The organism is Roseovarius sp. THAF27 (assembly GCF_009363655.1).
GTDB lineage: Bacteria > Pseudomonadota > Alphaproteobacteria > Rhodobacterales > Rhodobacteraceae > Roseovarius.
Window position 1 is genome coordinate 4,030,287 of sequence record NZ_CP045393.1, and the last position, 24,081, is coordinate 4,054,367.

Below are 24,081 nucleotides of genomic sequence, written 5' to 3' on the forward strand. Positions count from 1 at the left end.
TTTTGCCAAAAGCTTGGAGAAAGCTTTTGGCGACCGGGCACGGAAGGGGGCGCGATGAGACGGTTGACCTGGTTCAACGCCACCTCCCTGACGCTGGGCTTCGCGTTCCTGTACCTGCCGATGATCATCCTCGTGATCTACAGCTTCAACGCGTCGAAACTCGTCACCGTCTGGGCCGGGTTCTCGACCCGGTGGTATGGCGAGCTGTTGCGGAACGAAGCGTTTCTCGATGCCGCCTGGGTGACGTTGCAGGTCGCCGTGGTCAGCTCGACCATCGCGACGGTTCTGGGCACGATGGCGGCCTATGTGCTGGTACGCGCGGGGCGGTTCTGGGGACGGACGCTGTTTTCGGGCATGATCTATGCGCCGCTGGTGATGCCCGAGGTGATCACCGGTCTGTCGCTGCTGCTGTTGTTCATCGGAATTGGGCTGGACCGGGGGGTGCTGACGATCATCCTGGCGCACACGACCTTTTCGATGTGCTTCGTGTCGGTCGTGGTGTCCTCGAGGCTGGTCAGCTTCGACAAGTCGCTGGAAGAGGCCGCGCTGGACCTGGGCTGTTCCGCGTTCTCGGCGTTTCGGCTGGTGACCCTGCCGATCATCGCGCCGGCTGTGATATCCGGGTGGCTGCTGGCCTTTACCCTGTCGCTGGATGACCTGGTGATCGCCAGCTTCACCGCGGGTCCGTCGGCCACGACCCTGCCGATCAAGATCTGGTCGTCGATCCGGCTGGGGGTCAGCCCCGAGATCAACGCCCTGTCGACGATCCTGATCGCGATTGTCGCGGTCGGCGTGATTTCCGCCTCGCTGATCTCCAAGCGCCAGTTGCTGCGGCAGGAGGCCGACGAGAAGGCCGCGGTCAGGGCCGAAGCATGACCATGCTCAAGCGGATCTGGGAAGAGGGCGCGTATGGCGCCGCGCCGGTGGCCGATTGCTGGTGGGCGGATACCGTGCCGCCGGGCGACTGGCCCGCGCTGGAGGGGGACACGACCAACGATGTCGCCATCATCGGCGCGGGGTTTACCGGGCTGAACGCCGCGCTGGGCCTAGCCGAGGCGGGCGTCGACGTCACCGTGCTGGAGGCGCAGCACCCGTTCTGGGGCGCGTCGGGGCGCAATGGCGGGTTCTGTTGCCTGGGCGGGGCCAAGGCCAGCCATGCCGAGATAAAGGCGAAGTTCGGCGAGACCGAGGCGCGCGGCTTTGCCCGGGCCGAGATGGCGGCGGTGGATCACGTGGGCGGGTTGATCGAGAGGCTGGGGCTGGACGTGGACCGCCATTCGGAGGGCGAGACGCAGCTGGCGCATCGCCCCAGGGATTTCGAGGCGATGCGCGCCGAAGTCGGCGCGACGCAGGATCTCTATGGCGTGACACCCACCCTGACCCCGCGCGAGGAGCTGGTGCAGGCGGGGTTCAAGGGGCCGTTTCATGGCGCTTCGACCATACCGATCGGCTTTGCCCTGAACCCGCGGAAATATGCGCTTGGCCTGTGCCAGGCGGCCGAGGCAGCGGGGGCCGTGGTGCACGGGCAAAGCACGGTCACGCGGATCGAGAGCCTGGCCGACGGGCGCTATCGGCTGCACACGGAAACAGGCTCTGTTACGGCCGAAAAGTTCATTATCGCGACGAACGGCTACAGTGCGGACAACCTGCCGGACTGGATGGGCGCGCGCTATCTGCCGACGCAATCGAGCGTGATCGTCACCCGCCCGATGAGCGATGAGGAACTGGCCGCGCAAGGCTGGACCAGCAGGCAGATGTGTTACGACACGCGCCACTTGCTGCATTATTTCCGGCTGATGCCGGACAACCGGATGCTGATGGGGATGCGCGGCGGGCTGCGCCATTCGCCCGGCACCGAAGCGCAGATCCGGGCGATGATCCGCGCCGATTTCGAAAAGATGTTTCCCGCCTGGGCGCATGTTGAGACGCCGCATTACTGGTCGGGGTTCGTCTGCGTGACGCGCGACCTGGTGCCCTATGCCGGGCCGATCCCGGAACTGCCGGGCGGGTTCGCGGCGTTCGGCTATCATGGCAACGGCGTGTCGATGGGCAGCTATGCGGGGCGGCTGTTGGCCGACCTGGTGCGGGGCGAAACGCCCGACATGCCCTACCCGGCGCCACTGAGCCACAAGCCGCGGAAATTCCCGCTGGGGCGATTCCGGCGCATGCTGATGCGACCCGCATACCTGCATTACGCGTGGCTTGACGGCTAGCCCTGGGGCGTCTTCGCCTCCTTGGCGCGGCCGCGCTGCAGGCCAAGCTGACGTTCGCGGACGATGATGATGATCCCGGCCAGCACGATCAGCGCGGCCCCGATCAGCATCTGCCCGGTCGGCACCTCGTCGAAAATGAAGTACCCGATGGCGATGGCAAAAAGCATCGAGGCATAGTCGAACGGCGCGATGACGCTGGCATCGGCAAAGCGGTAGGCCGAGGTCAGGAAGATCTGCGCAAGCCCGCCAATCAGACCGGCGAGCACCAGGTAAACAGTCTCTATTCCGCCCGGAATGACCCAACCGAAGGGCACGGTCAACAGCGACAAGAGCGTCGAGGTGAGCGAGAAGTAGAACACGATCGCACTGGTCTGCTCGGTCTGCACCAGCTTGCGGATGTAGATCTGCGCCAGCGCGGCGCAGACCGCGCCCAACAGGACCAGCACCGCGCCCACGGCCTGTGCGGTTTCCACCGTCGGCCCGCCCAGCGTGGTCAGGCGCGGGGCCAGAACCACCAGCACCCCCACAAGGCCCAGCGCCACGGCGCCGAGGCGGAAGATGCCAACCTTTTCGTCCAGGAACATCGCCGCGAAGACCACCACCAGAAGCGGCGCGGCATAGCCCAGCGCCGTGACCTCGGGCAGGGGCAACAGACCCAGGCCGGCGAACATCAGGCCCATGGCCGTGGTGCCCACGAACCCGCGCCAGAAATGGCCCAGGCGGGATTTCACCCGCAGGCCGGTCGACATTTCGCCCCGGATCGCCAACCAGGCCAGGATCACCGGAATGGCAAAGAACGAGCGGAAGAAAACCGCCTGTCCGGGCGGAACAGTGTCTGCTGCGGCCTTGATCAGGGCCGACATGACGATGAACAGCGTCACCGCGACAAGCTTGAGCAGAATACCCGTGAGAGGTTTCATGGAGCGTCTCCGTCCCCCTGACCTGACGGAAAGCGGCAGCAAAATCAATCGCCGTCAACGCAAGGCCGGTATGACCGAAGTGATCCGTGCTGGGCCGCGGCGCGTACCGCCCTATAGTTACGGAGTATGATCATGCGCTTTCTTCTTGGCTTTCTGGCCACGGTTTTCGCCCTTCCCGCGCTTGCGCTGGACCTGCAATCCACCTTCACCAATATCGACGGCGGCACGCACCGATTGTCGGACTGGCAGGGACAGCCGGTCCTGGTGGTGAACACCGCGTCGATGTGCGGGTTCACCGGGCAATATTCGGATCTGCAGGCGCTTTACGACACATATCGCGACCGGGGGCTGGTCGTTCTGGCGGTGCCGTCGGACGATTTCAACCAGGAGCTGGCGAGCGAGGAAGAGGTCAAGGATTTCTGCGAAGTGAACTATGACCTGACCCTGCCGATGACCGGCATCACGAACGTGCGTGGGCCCGATGCGCACCCATTCTATCGCTCGGTGGCGCAGGAGGCCGGGTTCACGCCAGCGTGGAACTTCAACAAGATCCTGCTGAGCCCCGAGGGCGAGGTGGTGGGCACCTATGGTTCGCCCGTCAAACCGATGTCGTCCACCATCACCGGCGAAATCGAGAAGCTGCTGGCCCGGACGGGCGGCTGACGGGGGTGGTCGCGTCGGCCTCCTTGCTGGGGGCGATGCTGTAAAGCTTGCGATAGGCACGCGAGAAATGCGTGGGGCTGGTAAAGCCGCAGAGCACGCTGATATCGGTGATGCTCATCTCGGTCTGGCGCAGCAGGTTTCGAGCCTTTTCCAGCCGGATTTCGAGGTAATAGCGGCTGGGCGAGGTGTTCAGAAAGGCCATGAAGAGCCGTTCCAGTTGGCGTACGGAAACGCCAATCAACGCCGCCAGCTCGCTGAGTTTCAGCGGATCCTCGATATTGCCGCGCATGATCTCGATCGCCTGGGTCAGGCGGCGGTTGCCGCGCCCGACGCGGGCGGGCAGCGACAGGCGCTGAGACTGGCTGTGGTCGCGCGGGGCGGTATAGACCATCTGTTCGGCCACGTATTCCACCAGCTTCGGTCCGTAGTCTTCGCCGATGAGGTGCAGCATCAGGTCCATCGAAGAGGCACCGCCAGCACAGGAAAACACGCGGCCATCGACCGAATAGATCGTGTCTTGCACCGTCACCTGCGGCAAAGCCTCGGTTAGCGCATCAACATATTCCCAATGGGTGCTGACGCGGCGCCCGGCGATCAGGCCGGCGAGCGCAAGGGTATAGGCCCCGCTGGACAGAGAGCCGAAAGTGATCCCCTTGCGCGTCTCGCGCCGTAGCCAGGCCAGAACGTCCTTGGTGCTGCCCGCAGCGGCGGCGTGACCGGCACAGACCACCAGCGTATCCTCGCGGCGCAACTCTTCCAATGCGCCGTCGACGGTGACGGTCACGCCGTTCCAGGCCCGGGCCGGTGCGCCATCGGCGCTGAGCAACCGCCATTCGTAATAGACGCGGTTGCTGGAATGGCGGTTGGCGAGGCTGAGCGATTCCAGCGCGCAGGTGAAGCCCAGCATCGAAAAGCCCGGGATCAGAAGAAAGACATAGCGTTTCGGAGGCTGGTCGGTGTCGCGCATCAAGAATTCTTTGGCTGTGGGTCACGCAAGGCCCGTGGACGGGGTGCGTGGGCGGTACCAATCACCCGGACCGGCCCTGCCTGTCGCGCGGGTTTTCGGCAGAAACAGGTCCGCAGGCGACACGATTTGACCCGATCCGCCACATCCCCTCGACGGGTCGGATAACGCGCGCCGGGCCCTCAGGCCACGCCCCAGTCCATCACCACCTTGCCGGAATTGCCCGAGATCATCGCCGCGAAGCCGTCCTCGAAGTCATCGATGCCGATCCGGTGCGTGATCAGGCCCGAGACGTCCAGCCCCGACTGCACCAGCGCGATCATCTTGTACCAGGTCTCGTACATCTCACGGCCGTAGATGCCCTTGATATGCAGCATCTTGAAGATGACCGTGTTCCAGTCGACCGGAAATTCGCTGGGGGCGATGCCCAGCAGGGCGACCTTGCCGCCGTTGTTCATGCGCGAGATCATCTGCTGCATGGCCGCCGACGCGCCGGACATTTCCAGCCCCACGTCGAAGCCTTCGGTCATGCCAATCCGGTCCATCACGTCGCGCAGCTGTTCGCGGCTGGTATCGACCACGTGCTGCACGCCCATCTCTCGGGCGAGGTTCAGGCGATACGGGTTGATGTCGGTGATCACGGTCTTGCGCGCGCCGACCTTCTGCGCGACCAGCGCGCCCATGATTCCGATGGGGCCGGCGCCGGTGACCAGCACATCCTCGCCCACCAGGTCGAAGGACAGGGCGGTGTGCACGGCATTGCCGAACGGGTCGAAGATGGCGGCGATCTCGTCGGGGATATCCTCGGGGATCGGGACTACGTTGCTTTCCGGGATGCACAGATACTCGGCAAAGCTGCCGGGGCGGTTGACGCCGACGCCCTTGGTGTTGCGGCACAGGTGCCCGCGCCCGGCGCGGCAGTTCCGGCAGGCGCCGCAGACGATATGCCCCTCGCCGCTGACCCGCTGGCCGATCCGGTATTTCATCGCGGCACGGCCCATATCAACGATCTCGCCGACGAATTCGTGGCCGACGACCATGGGCACGGGCACGGTCTTGGCGCTGAATTCGTCCCATTTCCAAATATGCACGTCGGTGCCGCAAATGGCGGACTTCTTCACCTTGATCAGCACGTCGCTCGGCCCCGGTTCGGGGACCGGGACATGCTCCATCCACAAACCCGGTTCGGGCTTGGCCTTCACGAGGGCTTTCATCTGGTTCTGCATGGTCTAGTCCCACAAATGGGTGCTGAGGTATTTGAGGCCGCTGTCGCACATCACGATAGCGATTTTGCCGCCCTGTTCCAGCCCGCCCAGCAGCTGGATCGCGCCGGCAAGGTTGGCGCCGGCGGAATAGCCGGCGAATATGCCTTCGGTGCGGGCCAGCAGGCGGGCGGCCTCGGCGGCGTCGCGGCCGGAAACAGTGACTGTTCCAGCCAGATCGGCGGATTTCAGATGCGTGAGGTCCGGCATGGAATAGCCGCCACCCTGGATCGGATGGCCGGGTTTGTCGGGGGCGATTCCGTAACAGCGCACACCTTTTGGGCCAAGATAGGCCGTCACCCCGGCCAGCGTGCCACCCGAGCCGATGAAGTCGCAAAACGCGGTGACCGTTCCGCCCGACTGCGCCCAGATCTCGGGGCCGGTGCCCATCTCGTGCGCCAGGGGGTTGCCGGCCCGCTCGAACTGGTCGGCGCGGTAGGCATCTCGCTCTGCCGTGATCTGCTGCGCGGCGGCATCGACCAGAGCGAGGTCCGCGCCGGAGACCTCGCCCTTGCGGCTGCCTTGGGCCTGCGGGACGAGGATCACCTCTGCCCCCAGGGCCCGCATCATCCGGGCGCGCTCCTCGGAATTGCCTTCGCTCATCACCGCAACGAACGGGTGGTCCAGCACGCCGCAGACGATGGCAAGCCCCGTGCCCATGTTGCCGGAGGTCAGCTCCACCACGGTCTGGCCCGGTGCAAGATCACCTGTGGCGCGCGCGCCTTCGATGATCGCCCGTGCCGCGCGGTCCTTTTTGGAAAAGCCGGGCATGAGGTAATCGAGCTTGGCGAGGATGCGGCCGTCGAGGTGCAATGCGTCTCTGATGCGGCTCAACTCGACCAGAGGCGTGTCGCCCATGGCCTCGATGACAGAGGGTAGGACGGTCACGAGATCACCTCCAGTTCGCGGCCCACCGCCTCGAAGGCGTCAATCGCGCGGTCCAACATGTCCCGGGTCAGCGCGGCGCTCATCTGGGTGCGGATGCGATCCTGTTCACGCGGCACGACCGGAAAGCTGAAGGCGGTGACATAGACGCCGCGGTCATTGAGCCGCTTGGCCATCTCCTGCGCCAGCTTGGGGTCGCGCAACATGACGGGGATAATCGCGTGCTGCCCGGGCAGGAGTTCGAAGCCCAGCGTGCCCATCCGCTCGCGGAAATAGGCGGCGTTGTCCCAAAGCTGACCGCGCAGGGCATCGCCGCGTTCCTCCAGCAGGTCGAAGACGCGCAGGGAGGCGGCGGCAATGACCGGGGCCAGCGTGTTGGAAAACAGGTAAGGCCGCGAACGCTGCCGCAGCCAGTCCACCACCGGCGCGCTGGCCGCGGTATAGCCGCCCGACGCGCCGCCCATCGCCTTGCCCAAAGTGCCGGTCAGGATGTCGACCCGCCCCATGACGCCGCAATGCTCGTGACTGCCACGCCCGGTGTCGCCAAGAAACCCGGTGGCGTGGCAATCGTCGACCATGACCATCGCATCGTACCGCTCGGCCAGGTCGCAGATCCGGTCCAGCCTGGCGATATAGCCGTCCATGCTGAACACGCCGTCAGTGGCGATCAGGCGATGGCGCGCGCCTTCCGCCTCTTTCAGGCAGCGTTCAAGATCGGCCATGTCGCTGTTGGCATAGCGATAGCGCTGCGCCTTGCACAGGCGCACACCGTCGATGATGCTGGCATGGTTCAGGGCGTCGGAAATGATCGCGTCCTCGGGGCCCAGAATCGTCTCGAACAAACCTGCATTCGCGTCGAACGCGGCGGCATAAAGGATGCTGTCCTCGGTCCCCAGGAAGTCTGCAATTCGCGCCTCCAGCGCCTTGTGCTCTTCCTGCGTGCCGCAGATGAATCGCACGCTGGCCATGCCGAACCCGTAACGGTCGAGCGCGTCATGCGCGGCGGCAATCACCTGCGCGTCGTCGGCCAGCCCGAGGTAGTTGTTGGCGCACAAGTTCACCACCTCGTGCCCGCCCTCCAGCGTCACCTCGCCCGCCTGCATCGAGGTGATGACCCGCTCGGTCTTGTAAAGGCCGTCGTCGCGCAGCCCGTCGAGGCGCCCGGCTATATCCGCGTCAAATTTCTCAGCTGCCCGCATGGTGCGCCCCCCTCGCTTTCACTGTTCTTCACATTCTCAATGTAACAGCCGCCGATCACAAGCGCAGCCGTCAGATGGGTGGCCCGGTCACGAGGCGATGCGGGGCCGCCCGCTGACCTCGACGGTGATGGTGGCTTCGAGGAATACGTCCCGTCCTTCAGCCTGTGCGGTCTTAATGTCGCGGGTAATGTCCGTCTGAAGGTCCTCGGCGCCGGCGGCGAGGGCTGTCTGGCGGGCATCGGATTTCAACACGTCTTCGAGTTTTTCCATGGCTTTGTCTGACTCAACGAAATCCTCCGGCCCGGTTTCCAGATGCACGCGGAACCGGCCCTCGGCGGGGCTGGTAATGGTGCCTTGCCGCCGGATCGTGACGCGCCCGACCACCGCGCCGATGGCATTGGCGACCCCGGCATGTTCAGGCAGGATCATGTCGCAGCCCAGGCGCGCGCCCACCGCCGGATAGTAGCTGCTGGCCGAGGCACCCAGCCCGATCACCGGCACGTTCAGGCCGGTGTCGAGACGCACCAGCCCGCGATGCCGGTCCAGCCCCTTCTGCATCAGGACATGCCGTGCCAGTTGCGCCGGGGGCAGGCCGAAGTCTTCATCGTCCTCGGCAAAAGCAGTCTCTAACAAGGCCAGACTCGTCTGGTCGGTCAACTGATCGACAATCATCTGCGCCATCGCCTGAGGCTCGGAGCACAGACGGTTGCCATTGCCGGTGCGCTTGCGCCCGACCAGTTGCACGGCCTTGCGCGCCGCCTCGGCATCCCAGGCATCGAGCCGCCCCAGAACGTGGCTGGCATCGGATGGTGTCACGCCCGCGACCTGCACAAGGCCCCGTGCCACAAGCCGACGCAGCGCCGCGCTGTCCATCCGGTTGCGCAGCACCGCGCCCAGCGGTTTCACACCCGTTCCGATCCGCTCCAGCAGGGCGGTGTCTTTCGACCCTAGCCCGTCGGCCTCGACCCCCGGCACGAGGCGCACGAAGCGCCCGTCATGTTCGCCCGGCGTGTCGTTGCGCAGCTGGTCGTCCAGCACCGCGTGCAGGGCGGCCGGATCTTCCAGCGCGATCAGGCTGACCGGGATCACCCGTCGCGGGCCGAGCGTGACGCCACCCACCAGCCCTTCGTCGATCACGTGCACCTCGCTGTCGCCGCCAAGGCCGGTGGTGCGCATGGCGACCGCCTCGACCATGGTGCGCCACGGCCCGACCTGCGCGCCCGCCGGGTCGATCATGGGACGACCATCGCGCAGAACGGCGACATCCGTGGTGGTGCCGCCAATGTCGGAGACCAGCGCGTGATCGGCGCCGGTCATCCAACGCGCCCCGACGATGCTGGCCGCCGGACCGCTGAGAATGGTCTCGATGGGGCGTTCCCGCGCCTGCGCGCTGGAGATCAAAGCACCGTCACCGCGCACCACCATCAGCGGCGCGTCGATATCGAACCGGGTGAGCGTGCCTTCGGCCTTTTCAATCAGCCGGGCGATCATGCCGACCAGGCGCGCGTTCAAGAGCGCGGTCAGTGCCCGCTTGGGCCCGTTCAGCTTGGCCGACAGGTGATGCGAGCAGCTGACGGGCTTGCCGGTCGCGGCGCGGATCATCTCGGCCACGCGCAGCTCGTGGCTGGGGTTGCGGGTGGCGAACTGGCTGGCGATGGCGAAGGCGGAGGCACCCAGATCAGTCTCTAACCAAGCCGAAAGTGCGGTTTCATCCAGCGCCGCCGCCTCGCTGCCCGCATGGTTGTGCCCGCCGCCGAGCACCAGGGCCGGATCCCCGGCCAGCGCCTCTGTCAGGCCGTGCATGTCAAGGTCGCGCTCGCGAAAGCCGATATAGACCAGCCCGACGCGCCCGCCCTGCCCCTCGACCAACGCATTCGTGGCCAGCGTGGTCGACAGCGAGGCAAGCCCGATCTGATTGGGCGTTATGCCGCTTCGGGTCAGCACGGCCTCGATCGCATCGCCGATGCCGATGGACAGGTCCTGCCGCGTGGTCAGGGCCTTGGCGCTGGCGATCACCTCGCGCTCGTCGCGCACCAGGACGGCGTCGGTATAGGTGCCGCCGGTATCCACGCCCAGAAGTATCGCCATGATGGTCCCTTTCGTCCGCGGTTCGGTTACCGCCAAACCGCGGGCTAATCGCGCCCGTTTGCGGCATGATCGAGCCGCTTTACCGCCCATCGCGCCGCATCGGCCACGGTTGCATCGGGGTCGTCGCACAGATCCTGCGCAACCGGCGCCAGGTCGGGCCGGCCCGAGTTGCCGATGGCATAGAGCACGTTGCGCACGAAACGGTCGCGCCCGATCCGCTTGATCGGGCTGCCCGAAAACCGCGCCCGGAACCCGGCGTCGTCCAGTTTTGCCAACTCTGCCAGCGGCGGGGCGACCAGATCGTCGCGGGCGTGATAGCGCAGCTCCGTCGCCTCGACCGCGAACTTGTTCCACGGGCAGACGGCAAGGCAATCGTCGCAGCCATAGATCCGGTTGCCCATCCTTTCGCGCAACTCTCCGTCCACCGGGCCCTTGTGCTCGATCGTCAGGTAGGAAATGCAGCGCCGTGCATCCAGCTGGTAGGGTGCCGGAAACGCATCGGTCGGACAGATATCCAGGCAGGCGCGGCAAGAGCCGCAATGATCCTCTTCCGCAGGATCAGTGTCTATTTCGAGCGTGGTGAAGACCGACCCGATGAAGAACCAGCTGCCCATCTGGCGGCTCACGAGGTTGGTGTGCTTGCCCTGCCACCCGAGGCCCGCCGCCTCGCCCAGGGGTTTTTCCGGGACCGGCGCGGTGTCCACGAAGACCTTCACCTCGCCACCCGCTTCGGCGATCAGCCAGCGCGCCAGGCGCTTCAGCCGCTTTTTCACGATGTCGTGGTAGTCGCGGTTGCGGGCATAGACCGAAACGGTGCCGACTTCCGGGTCGTCCAGCGTCGCCATCGGGTCGCTCTCGGGCGTATAGCTTTCGCCCAGCATGATCACAGATCGCGCCTCGGGCCACAGCACATCGGGCGCGCCGCGCCAGTGCGCCCGGTCGGCCAGCCAATCCATCTGTCCGTGATAGCCCTTGTCCAGAAAGGCCGCCAACCGCGCGGGCACTTGCGGCACATCGCCCGGACGGCACACGCGGCACAGGTCGAAGCCTTCGGCCAAGGCCTGCGCCACCAGTCTCTGTTTCAGCCCATCCATGGCTCTTTCTCTGGCCAGAAATATCCTGGGGTGAGGCCGCAGGCCGAGGGGCAAAGCCCCTTAAAAGTCAAGATCGGCATAATGCGCCGGCGGCGGGAAACCCGGCACCTGGTCGGCCAGGATGTTGCGGAACGCCGGGCGCGACTTGATCTTGGCGTACCAGTCCTTGACCACGTCCGAGCGGTTCCAGTCCACGTCGGAGATATAGTCGAGGCTCGACAGGTGCGCCGCGGCGGCGAAATCGGCCAGGGTCATCACGTCGCCGGCCAGCCAGCGGCGGCGGTCCAGCAGCCACGCCATGTAATCGAGGTGGAACTTGATCGCCTTGGCGCCCGCCTTGACGTTGGTGCTGTCGGGAAAGCCCTTGCCCATCACCTTCTTGTTCACCCGCTCGTAGAGCAGTTTCGACGTCACCTCGTGATGGAACTTGTCGTCGAACCACGCCACCAGCCGGCGCACCTCGTAGCGGCCCTCGTGCGCCTTGGGCATCAGGGCGGGCTCGGGGTGCTTGTCTTCGAGGTACTCGCAGATCGGCGTGCTTTCCGACAGGGTCATGCCGTCCAGCCGCAGCACCGGCACCTTGCCCGCCGGGTTGCGGCGCAGGAAATCGGGGTCGGCTTCCCAGTAGCGTTCCTCCACCAGTTCACATTCGATCCGCTTCTCGGCGAGGCATAGCCGCACCTTGCGGCAGAAGGGCGAGAGTGGAACGTGATAGAGCTTGGCCATTGGGGGTCCGGTCATCTTGCGAAATCAGTCCTTCAATGCCCTGTAAGCGCGTCCATTTCAATCCTCGAAACACGCCGCGCGCCCGTCACGGCGAATCGTGGCCGCCCCGTCCATGATGCCGGCGGCGCGCCGGCGCGTGGCATCGCTGGGCCGGGACGCAGAGCGGTCCTTGGGATTGGGCAGGACGGCGGCCAGCCGCGCCGCCTGCACGTCGCTCAGCGCGTCGGGGGCGACGTCGAAATAGTGCCGGGCGGCGGCATCGATGCCGAAGATCCCCTCGTCGAACTCCGCCACGTTCAGGTAGACCTCGATGATCCGCCGCTTGGACCAGAACAGCTCGACCACCGGCGTCAGCCCGGCCTCAAGCGCCTTTCGGGTCCAGCTGCGCCCGTGCCAGAGATAGACGTTCTTGACCACCTGCTGGCTAAGGGTCGACGCGCCGCGCCCGCTACCGTCTTCAAGCGCGTCGCGGATGGCGTTCATGTCAAAGCCCCAGTGCAGGCAGAAATTGGCGTCCTCTGCCGCCACCAACGCGCGCGCCATCACGGGCGCCACATCGCCGAGCGGCACCCATCGGTGCCGGATCTCGCCCAGGCGAAAGGCCTCCTGTTTCATGTAGAGCGTATCGGGCGGCGCGAACCAGCGATGCGCCAGGACCGTGCCGCAGACGATCACCACCACGATCAGGAACAGGCGCACGACCCAGACCCGCGCCCACAGGACGGGGGCGGCGATCCGGTCCATCACCGAGGGTCTGGATTTTCTGCTGCTCGTTTTCCTGGCCATCGCTGCCCGCAATAGTGCAAACCGGGGTCCGATGGTCAATCGGCACTTTGTTCCGGCGGACCATATCCGCGCCGGAGGCAAGGCGGACCCGCCCCCGGCCGGATACGATATCAGACCCTATTCCGCCGGAATGGCGCTGTCCTCGATGCCGATGGGATGCTCCAGCTTGCCCAGCATCTCCTTCGGGCAAACCTGGACGAACTTGTCCTTTTCGGCGTCCCAGTATTGCAGGATCTCGCGCGCCCTGAGGCTGCCGGTTTCCTCGGCATGGCGTTCGATCAGGTCCTTCAGCTCGGTCAGCCAGTGCAGTTCGGTCACCGGGCAGGTCACCACGGATTCACGGTTGATCAGCTTGTCGGTCGCGCCTTCGGGATCATAGAGGAAGGCCATGCCGCCGGTCATGCCCGCGGCAAAGTTCGCGCCGACCGGCCCGAGGATCGCGGCCATGCCGCCGGTCATGTATTCGCAGCCATTGCTGCCGCAGCCCTCGATCACCACCCTGGCGCCCGAGTTGCGCACGGCGAAGCGTTCACCGGCGCGGCCGGCGGCAAAGAGATAGCCCGCGGTCGCCCCGTAAAGGACGGTGTTGCCGATGATCGTGTTCTCCGCCGCCTCCAGCGGGCTGACCATGGGCGGGCGCACCACGATGGTCGCCCCCGACAGACCTTTGCCGACATAGTCGTTGGCATCGCCCGACACCTCGATCTTCAGCCCCGGCGCGGCGAAGGCGCCAAGGCTCTGGCCGGCAGAGCCGGTCAGCTTGACGGTCAGGTGATCGGGTTGCAGCGCGTTGCGCATTCCGAAGTTGCGGACGATATGGCTGCTAACGCGGGTGCCCACGGTGCGGTGCGTGTTCTGCACGGCGTAGTGCAGCTGCATCTTCTCGCCATCGTTTAGGAACCGCGCGGCGTCGCGCACGATCTCGGCGTCCAGCGTATCGGGCACCTCGTTGCGGGGCTTGTTGCGGTCATAGGTGATGTGCTGCGCGCCATCCACGGTGATCAGCATCGGGTTGAGGTCGAGATCGTCCAGATGCGCCGAGCCGCGGCTGACCTGGGTCAGCAGGTCGGCACGGCCGATCACGTCATCGAGGCTGCGCGCACCGATGCTGGCGAGGATCTCGCGCACTTCCTGCGCGTAGAAGGTGATCAGGTTCACCACCTTGTCGGCATTGCCGGTGAACTTTTCGCGCAGCGACTCGTCTTGGGTGCACACGCCCACGGGGCAGGTGTTGGACTGGCACTGGCGCACCATGATGCAGCCCATGGCGATCAGGGCGGCGGTGCCGATGCCGTATTCCTCGGCCCCCATCATCGCGGCCATGACGATGTCGCGCCCGGTGCGCAGGCCGCCATCGGTGCGCAGGGTGATGCGGTCGCGCAGGTTGTTCATCGACAGAACCTGGTGCGCCTCGGTCAGGCCCATTTCCCAGGGCAGGCCGGCGTACTTGATCGACGTGGCCGGGGACGCGCCCGTGCCGCCATTGTGCCCCGAAATCAGAATCACGTCGGCCTTGGCCTTGGCGACGCCGGCGGCGATGGTGCCGACGCCGGATTGCGACACCAGCTTGACGCAGACCTTCACGGTCGGGTTGATTTGCTTGAGGTCATAGATCAGCTGCGCCAGGTCCTCGATCGAATAGATGTCGTGGTGCGGCGGAGGTGAAATAAGCGTCACGCCCTCGGTCGAGTGGCGCAGACGCGCGATCAGCTTGGTCACCTTCATGCCCGGAAGCTGCCCGCCCTCGCCAGGCTTGGCGCCCTGGGCCACCTTGATTTCAAGCTCTTCGCATTGGTTGAGGTATTCCGCCGTCACGCCGAAGCGGCCCGAGGCGACCTGCTTGATCTTGGCGCTGGGGTTGTCGCCGTTGGGTTCGGGCACGAAATGCGCAGGATCCTCGCCGCCCTCGCCACTGTCGGAGCGCGCGCCGATGCGGTTCATGGCCACGTTCAGGGTCTTGTGCGCCTCGGGGGATAGCGCCCCCAGCGACATGCCCGGCGTGACGAAGCGTTTGCGGATCGCGGTGACGCTTTCCACCTCTTCCAGCGGCACGGCGTTGCCCATGGGCTTGATCGCCATCAGGTCGCGCAGGTGAATGGGCGGGTTGGCCTGCATCGCCTGGCTGTAGCGTTTCCACAGCTCGAAGCTGGCCTTGTTGCAGGCCATCTGCATCATGTGCATCGTCTGCGCGCCCCAAGCGTGGGTCTCGCCCGATTTGCGCGACTTGTAGAAACCGCCGATAGGCAGCACGTTCTTGCCGCCGCGGAAGGCGGTGGCGTGGATTTCCTCCAGCTTGGCCTGGATGCCGCTGATGCCGATGCCGGAAATACGGCTGGTGAGGCCCGGGAAATACTCGGCACACATGGCGCGGCTCAGCCCCACGGCCTCGAAATTCAGGCCGCCGCGATAGGACGAGATGACACTGATGCCCATCTTCGACATGATCTTCAGCAGGCCCTGGTCGATGGCGAGGCGATAGCGCGCCACGGCCTCGGTCAGAGAACAATCCAGCAGGCCGCGCTCGATCCGGTCGGCCAGGCTGTCCTCGGCCAGATAGGCGTTGACCACGGTGGCGCCCGCGCCGATCAGGACGGCAAAGTAATGAGGGTCGATGCATTCCGCCGAACGGACATTCAGGCTGGTGAAGGTGCGCAGGCCCTTGCGAGTCAGGTGGCTGTGCACCGCACTGGTGGCCAGGATCATCGGCATGGCGATGCGCGTCTCTGAAACGCCCTGATCGGTCAGCACGATATGCCCGGCACCCGAGCGCACGGCATCCTCGGCCTCGGCGCGGATACGTTCCAGTCCGGCCTTCAGCGCGCCCTTGCCGGATTCGAACGTGCAGTCGATCTCGCACAGGTCGGCGTTCAGGCATTCCAGCATGGCCTGCCACTGCGCGTTGCCAACGAACGGGCTTTCCAGCACCATGATCTCGGTCTGGGCGCTCGACTCGTCCAGCACATTCTTGAGGTTGCCGAACCGCGTCTTCAGGCTCATGACGCGAAATTCGCGCAGGCTGTCGATCGGCGGGTTGGTCACCTGGCTGAAGTTCTGGCGGAAATAGTGACTGAGCGGGCGGTATTTCTTGGACAGGACCGCGCTGGGCGTGTCGTCGCCCATGCTGGCCACGACTTCCTTGCCGTCCTCGGCCATGGGGGCGAGGACCTGTTCCAGCTCTTCCACGGAATAGCCCGCGGCGATCTGGCGGCGGCGCAGGTCGGTGCCCGAACATGTCGCCGTCTCGGTCACGCCGGCCAGTTGCTCGTCGAGGTCTGTGATCTTGCCCACCCATTCGTCGAAGGGCAGGGCGCGCGCCAGTTTGTCCTTGATCTCGGTGTCGTGGTAAAGAAGCCCCTTCTGGGTGTCCACGGCCAGCATCTGGCCCGGGCCCAGAGCGCCTTTTTCACGCACGGTGGCCTCGTCGATCGGGACCATCCCGGCCTCGGACCCGGCGATCACCAGGCCGTCGCCCGTCACGACATAGCGCATCGGGCGCAACCCGTTCCGGTCGAGCCCAGCACAGACCCAGCGGCCATCGGTCATGGCAAGAGCTGCGGGGCCGTCCCACGGCTCCATCACCGAGTTGCAGTAGGAATACATGTCGCGCCACGCGACGGGAAGTTCCTCGGCCTGCTTCGACCAGCTTTCCGGCACCAGCATGGTTTTCGCCATGGGCGCCGAGCGTCCGGCCCGCACCAGAACCTCGAAAACAGAGTCTAAAGCGGCGGAATCCGACGATCCTTGCGCGATGATCGGCTTGATATCCTCGGCCATCTCTCCAAAGGATTGCGAGGCCATGCGGATCTCGTGGCTTTTCATCCAGTTGGTGTTGCCCTTCAGCGTGTTGATCTCGCCGTTATGGGCCAGCATGCGGAAGGGTTGCGCCAGCCACCATTGCGGGAAGGTATTGGTGGAATAGCGCTGGTGATAGATGGCGAAATTCGACTTGAACCGCTCGTCCTTGAGATCGGGATAGAATTCCGCGACCTGCTCGGCCAGCATCATGCCCTTGTAGATGATACTGCGGCAGCTGAGCGACGCGATATAGAGCTGGCCCACGCCCGCCGCGGCGGCGGCTTTCTCGATCCGGCGGCGGATGACGTAAAGCTCGCGCTCGAAATCCTCTTCGTCGATGCCCTTGGCGTTGGAAATCAGGATCTGCTCGATCTCGGGGCGGGTGGCGTTGGCCTTTTCTCCCAGCACGCTGATGTCCACCGGCACGTGGCGCCAGCCATAGATGTAATGGCCCATGCGCAGCACTTCGGTTTCCACGATGGTCCGGCAGGTTTCCTGCGCGCCGAAATCCGTGCGCGGCAGGAACACCTGACCCACCGCCAGCAACTGGTTTTCGCGCGGCTCGTGGCCGGTGCGCTGCACCTGGTCATAGAAGAACGGCACCGGGATCTGGATATGAATGCCCGCGCCGTCGCCTGTCTTGCCGTCGGCATCGACGGCGCCCCGGTGCCAGATCGCCTTGAGCGCGTCGATCCCGGCCTCGACCACCTTGCGGCTGGCCTTGCCATTGACGGACACCACCAGGCCGACGCCGCAGGAGGAATGCTCTTCCTCTTCGGAATACATGCCGTTCTCGGCCATCCACTTGCGCTTTTGCTCTTCGCGCGAGGCCCAGTTTGCATCGAATTTGGTCATCACAATACCCTTTCAGTGGGTGCGGGCGTGGCCCGGAAAACAGTCTCTAAGCTAGCGAAATACGCTTATTCCGCCGCCACCGCCGTTGCGCCGGCGTCCATTTCTTCAAGGATTGCCGCAGCGGCGTCACGCCCGTCGCGGATCGCCCAGACCACCAGGCTCGCGCCGCGCACGATGTCGCCCACCGCATAGACGCCCGGCAGGGACGTCTTGCCGCTGGTGAACTCGGCGCGGATGGTGCCCCAGCGGGTCACGGTCAGCTCGTCCTGGCCCCACAGCGTCGGCAGCTCCTCGGCCTCGAAGCCCAGCGCCTTGATCACAAGGTCGGCGGGCTCGTCATAATCCGCGCCCTCGATCTCTTCGGGGCTTTGCCGGCCCGTTGCGTCGGGCGAGCCAAGGCGCATCTTCTGAACCTTGACGGAGGTCACCGGGTCGCCGTGGAACGCCTTGGGGGCGGAAAGCCACTCGAATTCCACGCCTTCTTCCTCGGCGTTCATCACCTCGCGCTGCGAGCCGGGCATGTTGGCCCTGTCGCGGCGATAGAGACACTTCACCGACGTAGCGCCCTGGCGGATCGCGGTGCGCACGCAGTCCATCGCGGTGTCGCCGCCGCCGATGACCACCACGCGCTTGCCTTCGGCATTCAATTCGCCGCTTTCGAATTCCGGCACATCGTCGCCAAAGCTCTTGCGGTTCGACGCGGTGAGGTAGTCGATGGCGCGCACGATGCCGGCGGCACCGGCGCCGGGGCCGGGCAGTTCGCGGCTCTTGTAGACGCCGGTGGCGATCAGGACGGCGGTATGCTTCTGCCGGATCTCGTCAAAACTGATGTCGGTTCCCACGTCGCAGTTCAGCACGAATTCGACGCCGCCTTTTTCCAGTTGGTCGTTGCGGCGCATGACCACGTGTTTTTCCAGCTTGAAGCCGGGGATGCCATAGGTCAGCAGCCCGCCGGCGCGGTCGTAGCGGTCATAGACCGTGACCTGCACGCCGGCATTGCGCAGCACATCCGCCGCCGCAAGGCCACCGGGGCCCGCGCCGATGATGCCGACGCTTTCCTCGCGCTCCTGGAGGGGCGCGATGGGTTGCACCCAGCCTTCCTCCCAGGCGGTGTCGGTGATGTATTTCTCGACCGCGCCGATGGTGACGGTGCCGTGGCCCGATTTCTCGATCACGCAATTGCCTTCGCACAGGCGGTCCTGCGGGCAGATGCGGCCACAGATCTCGGGGAAGGTGTTGGTCGCCTGGCTGACCTCGTAGGCCTCCTGCAGGCGTCCCTCGGCGGTCAGGCGCAGCCAGTCGGGGATGTTGTTGTGCAGCGGGCAATGGTTCTGGCAATAGGGCACGCCACATTGGCTGCACCGGCCGGACTGCTCTTTCGCCTTCTCGTCGGCGTATTCGGCATAGATCTCGTTGAAATCTTCCCGGCGCGCATCAGCGGTGCGCTTGGTGGGCATGTCCCGCTCGACGGACACGAATTTCAGCATCGGTGTTTTTGCCACGATTCTCTCCAAAGATCGCCTCGGTCTACATGGTCTAGTGCAAGGTCACGATAAAATAAAGTCAGCACAGTTGACCTATATTCCATTATTTTTATCTGCCGACCCTGCTCGCGTCAAGTTTGATCAAAAACTTAGGTCCGAACCGGACTTAAATGCGCGCTTTCCTCTGATCCACTTTGCAGTATAGCTAAGAAAAAAAGACGAAGCAGAGCAGATGCCGCTTTTCCACCTCATCCTTGTGGCCGTGATTCAGGGGATCACCGAGTTCCTGCCGGTGTCGTCCTCGGGGCACCTCATTCTATTGCCGGGCCTGACCGGACTGGACGACCAGGGACAGGCGATCGACGTGGCGGTGCATGTCGGCACGCTCTTCGCCGTGATCCTGTATTTCTGGTCCGATGTGAAACTGGCGCTGTCGGGCCTGCCCCGCGCCGTCACGGGGCGGATCGACACGGAAGGGTCCAAGCTGGCCTTCCTTCTGATCGTGTCGTCGATCCCCGTGGTGGCCTTTGGCGTGCTCTTGAAAATGACGGGGCTGGACGACGACATGCGGTCGATCGCCGTGATCGGCTGGACGATGCTGGTCTTCGGCATCGTGCTCTACTGGTCCGACCAGGCCGGCGAGGCAACGCGCGAGGCGCGCGACTGGTCGTTGCGCGATGCCATGGTGATGGGCGTCTGGCAGGCCATCGCGCTGATCCCCGGCACGTCGCGATCAGGGATAACGATCACCGGCGCGCGATTCATGGGCTATGGCCGGTCCGACGCGGCGCGACTTTCGATGCTGATGTCGATCCCCGTGATCATTGAAAGCGGCGTGTTCCTGGGGGCAGAGGCGGTCTACACCGCCAATATCGGGCTGATCCGCGACAGCGCCATCGCCGCCGCGTTCGCCTTCGTGTCGGCGCTGCTGGCGCTGACCCTGATGATGCGGCTCCTGCGCAGCGTGTCGTTTACGCCTTACGTGATCTACCGGATCGTCCTTGGCCTCGTGCTGCTGGTCGTGGCCTATTCGTAATCCGGCACGGCGCTATAGCGCTCGGGGATGAACAGCGCATAGGTCAGGAACCCCCAGTAATCGTCCCAGGCGGGATCGGTCACGCTGACCGTGACGGTTGAAAAGTGCCGCCCCGTCACCGTGTTGATCCCGAAGTAAAGCGCCGTGCCGCGCCACTTCTCGGCCATCTCGGGCGAGGCGCACCACAGGTGCAACGTGTCGCCCAGCGGCAGATCCAGCGACATGAGCACATGCCCCTTGCGCGCCATGGCTTTCTCGATCGCGCGAACATGGCCGCCGAATCCGTGGCGGAAGGCGCGCCACTGATCCGCCGTCGGCCCGGAGTCAGGGTCTACCTCACCCGGAAACAGGCGCATCACATCCTTGCGCGGATCGCCCGCGAAATCGGCCAGCCCCTGCTGTTCCAGCACCAGCGGCATCTCGAAGATGTACTTGTCCTCGATTCCAATCAGATGCCCCTGCGCGTCGAGCAGGCTGATGATCCCGCGCAGCGTGCGCTCGGGCGCCGGGGCGTCTTCGAGACCGTAAAAGCCGATGGTTTCCAGCGTCGTGGGCGGCGTTTCGATCAGCGCGCGGGTGGTGGACATGACCTGCGGGTCATTGCCCGACACGTCACGCGCGAAGTCGAGGAACAATTGCGCCTGCTGTTCCGGGATCGGTTGCGCCGCGGTGGCAAGCGCGGAGCACACAAGCAGGAGCGCCGCCAATATCGCGCGGCGGATCATCCCTGGCGCAGGTTGCGCGCCGATTCCTTGATGTCCGAATACTGGCCCGACGGACGGAACCGCCACAGGTAATCGGACAGCACCGCCTCCATCGCCGTGGGATGGATGCCCAGCGCATCGAGGCCCTTTGCGCCCTCCGACACCACGTTGTCGCGCTTCAGGCTGTCGACCTGGTCGCGCGTGATCTGTGCCGGGATCAGGCCGCCGCTGAGAAATTCCACGCCGTCCATCACGATGCCCATGGGCCGCGCCAGCGCGAAGGGAATGTTCACGATCAGGCGGCGGCGACGGATCACGTCCAGCATCTGCTGCATCAGCTCGCGGAAGGTGTGCACGTCCGGCCCGCCCAGTTCGTAGATGCCAGGCGCGGCGTCGCCCGTCGCACCCATCACCGCGGCCTCGGCGACATTGTCGACATAGACCGGCTGGAATCTTGTCGCGCCGCCCACCACGGGCAGAACCGGCGAGAATTTGGTCATGCCGGCGAACCGGTTGAAGAAATTGTCCTCGTGCCCGAAGATCACCGACGGTCGCAGGATCACGGCCTCGGGCATGTGCTCCAGCACCGCCTCTTCGCCTTTGGCTTTCGTTTGGGCATAGATGCTGGGCGAGTCAACGTCGGCGCCGATGGCCGAGATCTGGACCATGCGGCCAACGCCCGTCTCCGACGCCATCTTCGCGACGCGGCGCGCGCCCTCCACCTGGATGGCGTCAAAGTTGTTCTTGCCGCGCCGGTCGAACGTGCCGACGCAGTTGATCACCGCGTCCGCGCCGCGCATTACCGAGCGCACGCTGTCATCGTCGCGAAGGTTGCAGGCGACCGGCGCGACCTGTCCCACCACGCCATAGGGCTTGACGAAAATCGCCTCGTGCGGGCGGCGCACCGCGACCCGCACGCGCCAGCCCTTCTGCGCCATCCGCCGTGCGATATACCGCCCGACAAACCCCGATCCGCCGTAAATGGTGACAAGCCTGGACATGGTTGGTGCTCCCGTCTGCGCCTTTGGGTTCCATTCTACTAGACGTGATGGTGGAAATCGACAAGGCGAATTGACCAATCCGAATTATCCGCACGAATCGACGTTGACACGCCCCGGCCAGATGTCTAAATGCGCCTCCACGACACCTGCCCAGGTGGCGGAATTGGTAGACGCGCTAGCTTCAGGTGCTAGTGTCCGTATGGACGTGGAGGTTCGAGTCCTCTCCTGGGCACCATTCGTCAAACCCCAACATTCAGGGATGCCTTGTCGCTTCGGGGGTTTTCGACGGCGACACTCCCGAAATCTGAACCGGCAGACGCGAAACCGCGACCCATTTTGCAGGGGCGTGCTATGATACGCGCCGTCCTTCTGTCGGAGTACGTCGCATGAAATGTCGTATCCTTCTGGCCTTCGTGGCTGGTGCCCTGCTGCCGCTTGCGGGAGTCGCCTGTGAACCGCCGGCGATTTTCCACGTCCCTTACGAGCCGCGCCCGGGTACGGCGGCGCCGGACGAGATCGCCCGGTACGTGGCCCGGACCAAACCCGTGATCCGCAACGCGTCGCTGGCGCGCGGGGCGCCGGGCGAGTCGTCGCTCTGCGGGGGAATGGGCTATATCAGTGTCGAACTGGCACTGCCGCCCGGCGCGCCCTTCACGCTGGGCCAGGTCGGGGCGGAGGTGACGCTGGCCGAGGGCCGGTTCCACGATTTCGTGTTTCCGAAAGGGTCGGTCATGCCCGACGACGCGGCCGCCGACACGTTGACCCTTGGCAACGCGTGGTATGACGGACAGCCATCCGAGCAGCAGAGGATCGACGCGGTGTTCAACGCGGTGCTTGTCGCGCCGGACGGCACACGCGGGCCGGCCACGCGGATCGTGGTGAAAGCCGTTCCCAAACGGGGCGGGCGGGATCCCGGCCTGTCGCGCTGAGGCGTTGCACGCGAAAACGCCCGCCGAAGGGGCGGGCGCCTGACACTCTCGGCCGGTCTCAGCCGTAGGCCGATTCCTTGCCGAAATGCTTGGTCAGCATGTAATAGATCACCGCGCGGTACTTGTTGCGCTCGGACTTGCCGTAGGTTTCGATGCACTGGTTGATCGCATCCATCAGTTGCGGCCCGTCGGACAGACCCAGCTTCTTGATCAGGAAATTGTCCTTGATGGTCTCAAGCTCGTGGTCCTGGCCGGCTGCCACGGTCGCGGCGTCGGCGTTGTAAATCGCCGGCCCGCAGCCGATCGTGACCTTGGTCAACAGGTCCATGTCCGGGGTCATCCCGCATTTCGTTTTCAAATCGTCAGCATATCTTGCGATCAATTCGTCACGGCGTCCCATAAAGTCTTCTCCCACCTGTCCCGGCGTCCCACCGGGGTGTGTTTTCAGTTCCGGCGTGAAAGCCACGGGCAGGATAGCCACAGACGGACACCCGACAAAGGGAATTCTCGCCGGTATTCCCCGGAACGGACCGACACGGCACCCGATGCGGGCACGCAAAGGGCGCCCTCCGAAGGAGAGCGCCCAGCGCCTGCGTACCGATGCAGGGGTACGATTTACATCGCGGTGTCGAGCGGCACGTCGTCTTCCAGACCTTCCACGCCGGTCTCATCGAACTCGGGCTGTGCCTTCAGTTCTTCCTCGGTCCACGAGCTCAGCATCATGCCTTCGCCTTCGGGGGCCATCGAGAACTCTTCCAGCGGGATGGCGACGGTGTATTCGCCCAGGCCAAGGAAGCCACCGATGCCGATCACGGCAGCAAGGCTTTCACCCTGGCGCACGATGTAGTCGATCTCGCCGACGTCTTCACCGGCTTGGGTGGTCACGTTCTGGCCAAGGATGTCGCCGACCAGCATGCCGCTGAAGCTGCTGTCCATGCCACCTTCGGTGCTGGTGACCGCATTCCCGTCGTCGGCACCCATCTCGGTGTCGGCTTCGGTGTCGGCCGCCATGTTGTCGGACGACTCGGTTTCAGCGTTGGTTTCAGTGTCCGCAGCCATGTTTTCATCCGACGTCTCGGCATCGGCTTCGGTGTCCGTGGCAACGTCGCTGTCGGTCATGTCGTCAGCGGCTTCGTCGGTCGATTCGGCAACATCATCGGCTGCGTCCTCAGTCGCGTCGGCTGCGCCTTCGGCCATGTCCTCGGCACCTTCGGCCGCGTCTTCTGCCGTGTTTTCAACGGCCTGTGCCGAATCTTCGGCAGCGTCTTCGACAGCTTCGCCGGTGTTCTCGGCGCTCTGTTCCAGCTGCTCGGACGTGTCCTGGGTTTCCGCTTCAGCCGATTGCTCGGTGGTGAGCGTGCCTTCGGCATCCGTATCGGATTGGGCAATGGCTGCGCCGGTCATCAGGGCAATGGCGGCAACAGAAGTTGTCAGGGTCTTATACATTGGGTCTTCCTCCTTTGCGTTATGTCGCCTC

Annotated in this window: 20 protein-coding genes and 1 tRNA gene; 6 read left to right on the forward strand and 15 right to left on the reverse strand. The window is 64.9% G+C overall.

Annotated elements, in window-relative coordinates; genetic code table 11:
• Positions 1-54 precede the first annotated feature (54 nt).
• Together FIU89_RS19985 and FIU89_RS19990 are read left to right on the forward strand one after the other, a co-directional pair.
• Complete coding sequence (locus FIU89_RS19985) at positions 55-876, forward strand: ABC transporter permease (RefSeq protein WP_152494208.1); 822 nt, start codon at positions 55-57, stop codon at positions 874-876.
• A complete protein-coding gene (locus tag FIU89_RS19990; protein ID WP_254701747.1) occupies positions 873-2,213 on the forward strand; it encodes an FAD-binding oxidoreductase in 1,341 nt (446 codons plus the stop codon). The genes FIU89_RS19985 and FIU89_RS19990 overlap by 4 nt, the downstream gene beginning before the upstream one ends.
• Here FIU89_RS19990 and FIU89_RS19995 read toward each other — a convergent pair.
• Positions 2,210-3,133, reverse strand: a complete 924-nt coding sequence (locus FIU89_RS19995) for a DMT family transporter (RefSeq protein ID WP_152494209.1) — start codon at positions 3,131-3,133, stop codon at positions 2,210-2,212. The genes FIU89_RS19990 and FIU89_RS19995 overlap by 4 nt on opposite strands.
• A gap of 132 nt (positions 3,134-3,265) precedes the next feature.
• Here FIU89_RS19995 and FIU89_RS20000 point away from each other — a divergent pair, with 132 nt between their 5' ends.
• Positions 3,266-3,796, forward strand: a complete 531-nt coding sequence (locus FIU89_RS20000) for a glutathione peroxidase (protein ID WP_152494210.1) — start codon at positions 3,266-3,268, stop codon at positions 3,794-3,796.
• Here the strand turns inward: FIU89_RS20000 and FIU89_RS20005 are convergent.
• The 10 genes from FIU89_RS20005 to FIU89_RS20050 form a co-directional block, all read right to left on the reverse strand.
• Positions 3,753-4,763 carry a GlxA family transcriptional regulator gene (locus tag FIU89_RS20005; protein ID WP_152494211.1) on the reverse strand — a complete coding sequence of 337 codons (1,011 nt, stop codon included), beginning with the start codon at positions 4,761-4,763 and terminating at the stop codon, positions 3,753-3,755. The two genes, FIU89_RS20000 and FIU89_RS20005, sit on opposite strands and share 44 nt — an antisense overlap.
• 179 nt (positions 4,764-4,942) lie before the next feature.
• Complete coding sequence (tdh, locus tag FIU89_RS20010; protein WP_216647041.1) at positions 4,943-5,974, reverse strand: L-threonine 3-dehydrogenase; 1,032 nt, start codon at positions 5,972-5,974, stop codon at positions 4,943-4,945.
• Positions 5,975-5,989: 15 nt separating this feature from the next.
• Positions 5,990-6,910, reverse strand: a complete 921-nt coding sequence (locus FIU89_RS20015; RefSeq protein WP_254701748.1) for a PLP-dependent cysteine synthase family protein — start codon at positions 6,908-6,910, stop codon at positions 5,990-5,992.
• The gene (locus FIU89_RS20020) at positions 6,907-8,106 is read right to left on the reverse strand and encodes a glycine C-acetyltransferase (protein ID WP_152494213.1); all 1,200 of its coding nucleotides are present in this window, start codon (positions 8,104-8,106) and stop codon (positions 6,907-6,909) included. Before FIU89_RS20020 ends, FIU89_RS20015 begins: the two co-directional genes overlap by 4 nt.
• 87 nt (positions 8,107-8,193) lie before the next feature.
• Complete coding sequence (locus FIU89_RS20025) at positions 8,194-10,194, reverse strand: hydantoinase/oxoprolinase N-terminal domain-containing protein (protein ID WP_152494214.1); 2,001 nt, start codon at positions 10,192-10,194, stop codon at positions 8,194-8,196.
• Positions 10,195-10,238: 44 nt separating this feature from the next.
• Positions 10,239-11,288 (reverse strand): tRNA epoxyqueuosine(34) reductase QueG, encoded by a 1,050-nt coding sequence (gene queG / locus FIU89_RS20030; protein ID WP_152494215.1) that lies wholly within the window; start codon positions 11,286-11,288, stop codon positions 10,239-10,241.
• A 60-nt stretch (positions 11,289-11,348) separates the two neighbouring features.
• Positions 11,349-12,014, reverse strand: coding sequence for a glutathione S-transferase family protein (locus tag FIU89_RS20035; RefSeq protein ID WP_152494614.1), 666 nt, complete (start codon positions 12,012-12,014; stop codon positions 11,349-11,351).
• Between the two features lie 57 nt (positions 12,015-12,071).
• Positions 12,072-12,758 (reverse strand): monofunctional biosynthetic peptidoglycan transglycosylase, encoded by a 687-nt coding sequence (gene mtgA, locus FIU89_RS20040; RefSeq protein WP_254701749.1) that lies wholly within the window; start codon positions 12,756-12,758, stop codon positions 12,072-12,074.
• Between the two features lie 159 nt (positions 12,759-12,917).
• Positions 12,918-17,450 carry a glutamate synthase large subunit gene (gene gltB / locus FIU89_RS20045; RefSeq protein ID WP_152494217.1) on the reverse strand — a complete coding sequence of 1,511 codons (4,533 nt, stop codon included), beginning with the start codon at positions 17,448-17,450 and terminating at the stop codon, positions 12,918-12,920.
• A gap of 65 nt (positions 17,451-17,515) precedes the next feature.
• Positions 17,516-18,952, reverse strand: coding sequence for an NAD(P)-dependent oxidoreductase (locus FIU89_RS20050; RefSeq protein WP_172978178.1), 1,437 nt, complete (start codon positions 18,950-18,952; stop codon positions 17,516-17,518).
• 214 nt (positions 18,953-19,166) lie between these two features.
• On the opposite strand from FIU89_RS20050, the gene FIU89_RS20055 reads away from it, so the two are divergent.
• Positions 19,167-19,970: an undecaprenyl-diphosphate phosphatase gene (locus FIU89_RS20055; RefSeq protein ID WP_152494218.1), complete on the forward strand. Its 804-nt coding sequence runs from the start codon at positions 19,167-19,169 to the stop codon at positions 19,968-19,970.
• Here the strand turns inward: FIU89_RS20055 and FIU89_RS20060 are convergent.
• Positions 19,961-20,695 (reverse strand): hypothetical protein, encoded by a 735-nt coding sequence (locus tag FIU89_RS20060; protein WP_152494219.1) that lies wholly within the window; start codon positions 20,693-20,695, stop codon positions 19,961-19,963. The two genes, FIU89_RS20055 and FIU89_RS20060, sit on opposite strands and share 10 nt — an antisense overlap.
• A complete protein-coding gene (locus FIU89_RS20065; RefSeq protein ID WP_152494220.1) occupies positions 20,692-21,675 on the reverse strand; it encodes a complex I NDUFA9 subunit family protein in 984 nt (327 codons plus the stop codon). The genes FIU89_RS20060 and FIU89_RS20065 overlap by 4 nt, the downstream gene beginning before the upstream one ends.
• A 148-nt stretch (positions 21,676-21,823) precedes the next feature.
• On the opposite strand from FIU89_RS20065, the gene FIU89_RS20070 reads away from it, so the two are divergent.
• Together FIU89_RS20070 and FIU89_RS20075 are read left to right on the forward strand one after the other, a co-directional pair.
• Positions 21,824-21,910, forward strand: a tRNA-Leu gene (locus tag FIU89_RS20070).
• Between the two features lie 151 nt (positions 21,911-22,061).
• Positions 22,062-22,604: a hypothetical protein gene (locus FIU89_RS20075; protein ID WP_152494221.1), complete on the forward strand. Its 543-nt coding sequence runs from the start codon at positions 22,062-22,064 to the stop codon at positions 22,602-22,604.
• Positions 22,605-22,662: 58 nt separating this feature from the next.
• On the opposite strand, the gene FIU89_RS20080 is transcribed toward FIU89_RS20075, so the two are convergent.
• Both FIU89_RS20080 and FIU89_RS20085 read right to left on the reverse strand, forming a co-directional pair.
• Entirely contained in the window at positions 22,663-23,004 is a 342-nt protein-coding gene (locus tag FIU89_RS20080; protein WP_152494222.1) for a DUF2853 family protein, read from the reverse strand.
• Between the two features lie 215 nt (positions 23,005-23,219).
• The gene (locus FIU89_RS20085) at positions 23,220-24,050 is read right to left on the reverse strand and encodes a PRC-barrel domain-containing protein (RefSeq protein WP_172978179.1); all 831 of its coding nucleotides are present in this window, start codon (positions 24,048-24,050) and stop codon (positions 23,220-23,222) included.
• Positions 24,051-24,081: the final 31 nt, after the last annotated feature.

Bases quoted from the DNA above. Each gene is read 5' to 3' on its own strand.
- FIU89_RS20085 (WP_172978179.1), bottom strand. From the start codon at position 24,050: ATGTATAAGACCCTGACAACTTCTGTTGCCGCCATTGCCCTGATGACC.
- FIU89_RS20075 (WP_152494221.1), top strand. From the start codon at position 22,062: ATGAAATGTCGTATCCTTCTGGCCTTCGTGGCTGGTGCCCTGCTGCCG.
- FIU89_RS20025 (WP_152494214.1), bottom strand. From the start codon at position 10,194: ATGGCGATACTTCTGGGCGTGGATACCGGCGGCACCTATACCGACGCC.
- FIU89_RS20055 (WP_152494218.1), top strand. From the start codon at position 19,167: ATGCCGCTTTTCCACCTCATCCTTGTGGCCGTGATTCAGGGGATCACC.
- tdh (WP_216647041.1), bottom strand. From the start codon at position 5,974: ATGAAAGCCCTCGTGAAGGCCAAGCCCGAACCGGGTTTGTGGATGGAG.
- FIU89_RS20060 (WP_152494219.1), bottom strand. From the start codon at position 20,695: ATGATCCGCCGCGCGATATTGGCGGCGCTCCTGCTTGTGTGCTCCGCG.
- FIU89_RS19995 (WP_152494209.1), bottom strand. From the start codon at position 3,133: ATGAAACCTCTCACGGGTATTCTGCTCAAGCTTGTCGCGGTGACGCTG.
- mtgA (WP_254701749.1), bottom strand. From the start codon at position 12,758: ATGGACCGGATCGCCGCCCCCGTCCTGTGGGCGCGGGTCTGGGTCGTG.
- FIU89_RS20065 (WP_152494220.1), bottom strand. From the start codon at position 21,675: ATGTCCAGGCTTGTCACCATTTACGGCGGATCGGGGTTTGTCGGGCGG.
- FIU89_RS20080 (WP_152494222.1), bottom strand. From the start codon at position 23,004: ATGGGACGCCGTGACGAATTGATCGCAAGATATGCTGACGATTTGAAA.
- queG (WP_152494215.1), bottom strand. From the start codon at position 11,288: ATGGATGGGCTGAAACAGAGACTGGTGGCGCAGGCCTTGGCCGAAGGC.
- FIU89_RS20005 (WP_152494211.1), bottom strand. From the start codon at position 4,763: ATGCGCGACACCGACCAGCCTCCGAAACGCTATGTCTTTCTTCTGATC.
- FIU89_RS20020 (WP_152494213.1), bottom strand. From the start codon at position 8,106: ATGCGGGCAGCTGAGAAATTTGACGCGGATATAGCCGGGCGCCTCGAC.
- FIU89_RS20035 (WP_152494614.1), bottom strand. From the start codon at position 12,014: ATGGCCAAGCTCTATCACGTTCCACTCTCGCCCTTCTGCCGCAAGGTG.
- FIU89_RS19990 (WP_254701747.1), top strand. From the start codon at position 873: ATGACCATGCTCAAGCGGATCTGGGAAGAGGGCGCGTATGGCGCCGCG.
- gltB (WP_152494217.1), bottom strand. From the start codon at position 17,450: ATGACCAAATTCGATGCAAACTGGGCCTCGCGCGAAGAGCAAAAGCGC.
- FIU89_RS19985 (WP_152494208.1), top strand. From the start codon at position 55: ATGAGACGGTTGACCTGGTTCAACGCCACCTCCCTGACGCTGGGCTTC.
- FIU89_RS20000 (WP_152494210.1), top strand. From the start codon at position 3,266: ATGCGCTTTCTTCTTGGCTTTCTGGCCACGGTTTTCGCCCTTCCCGCG.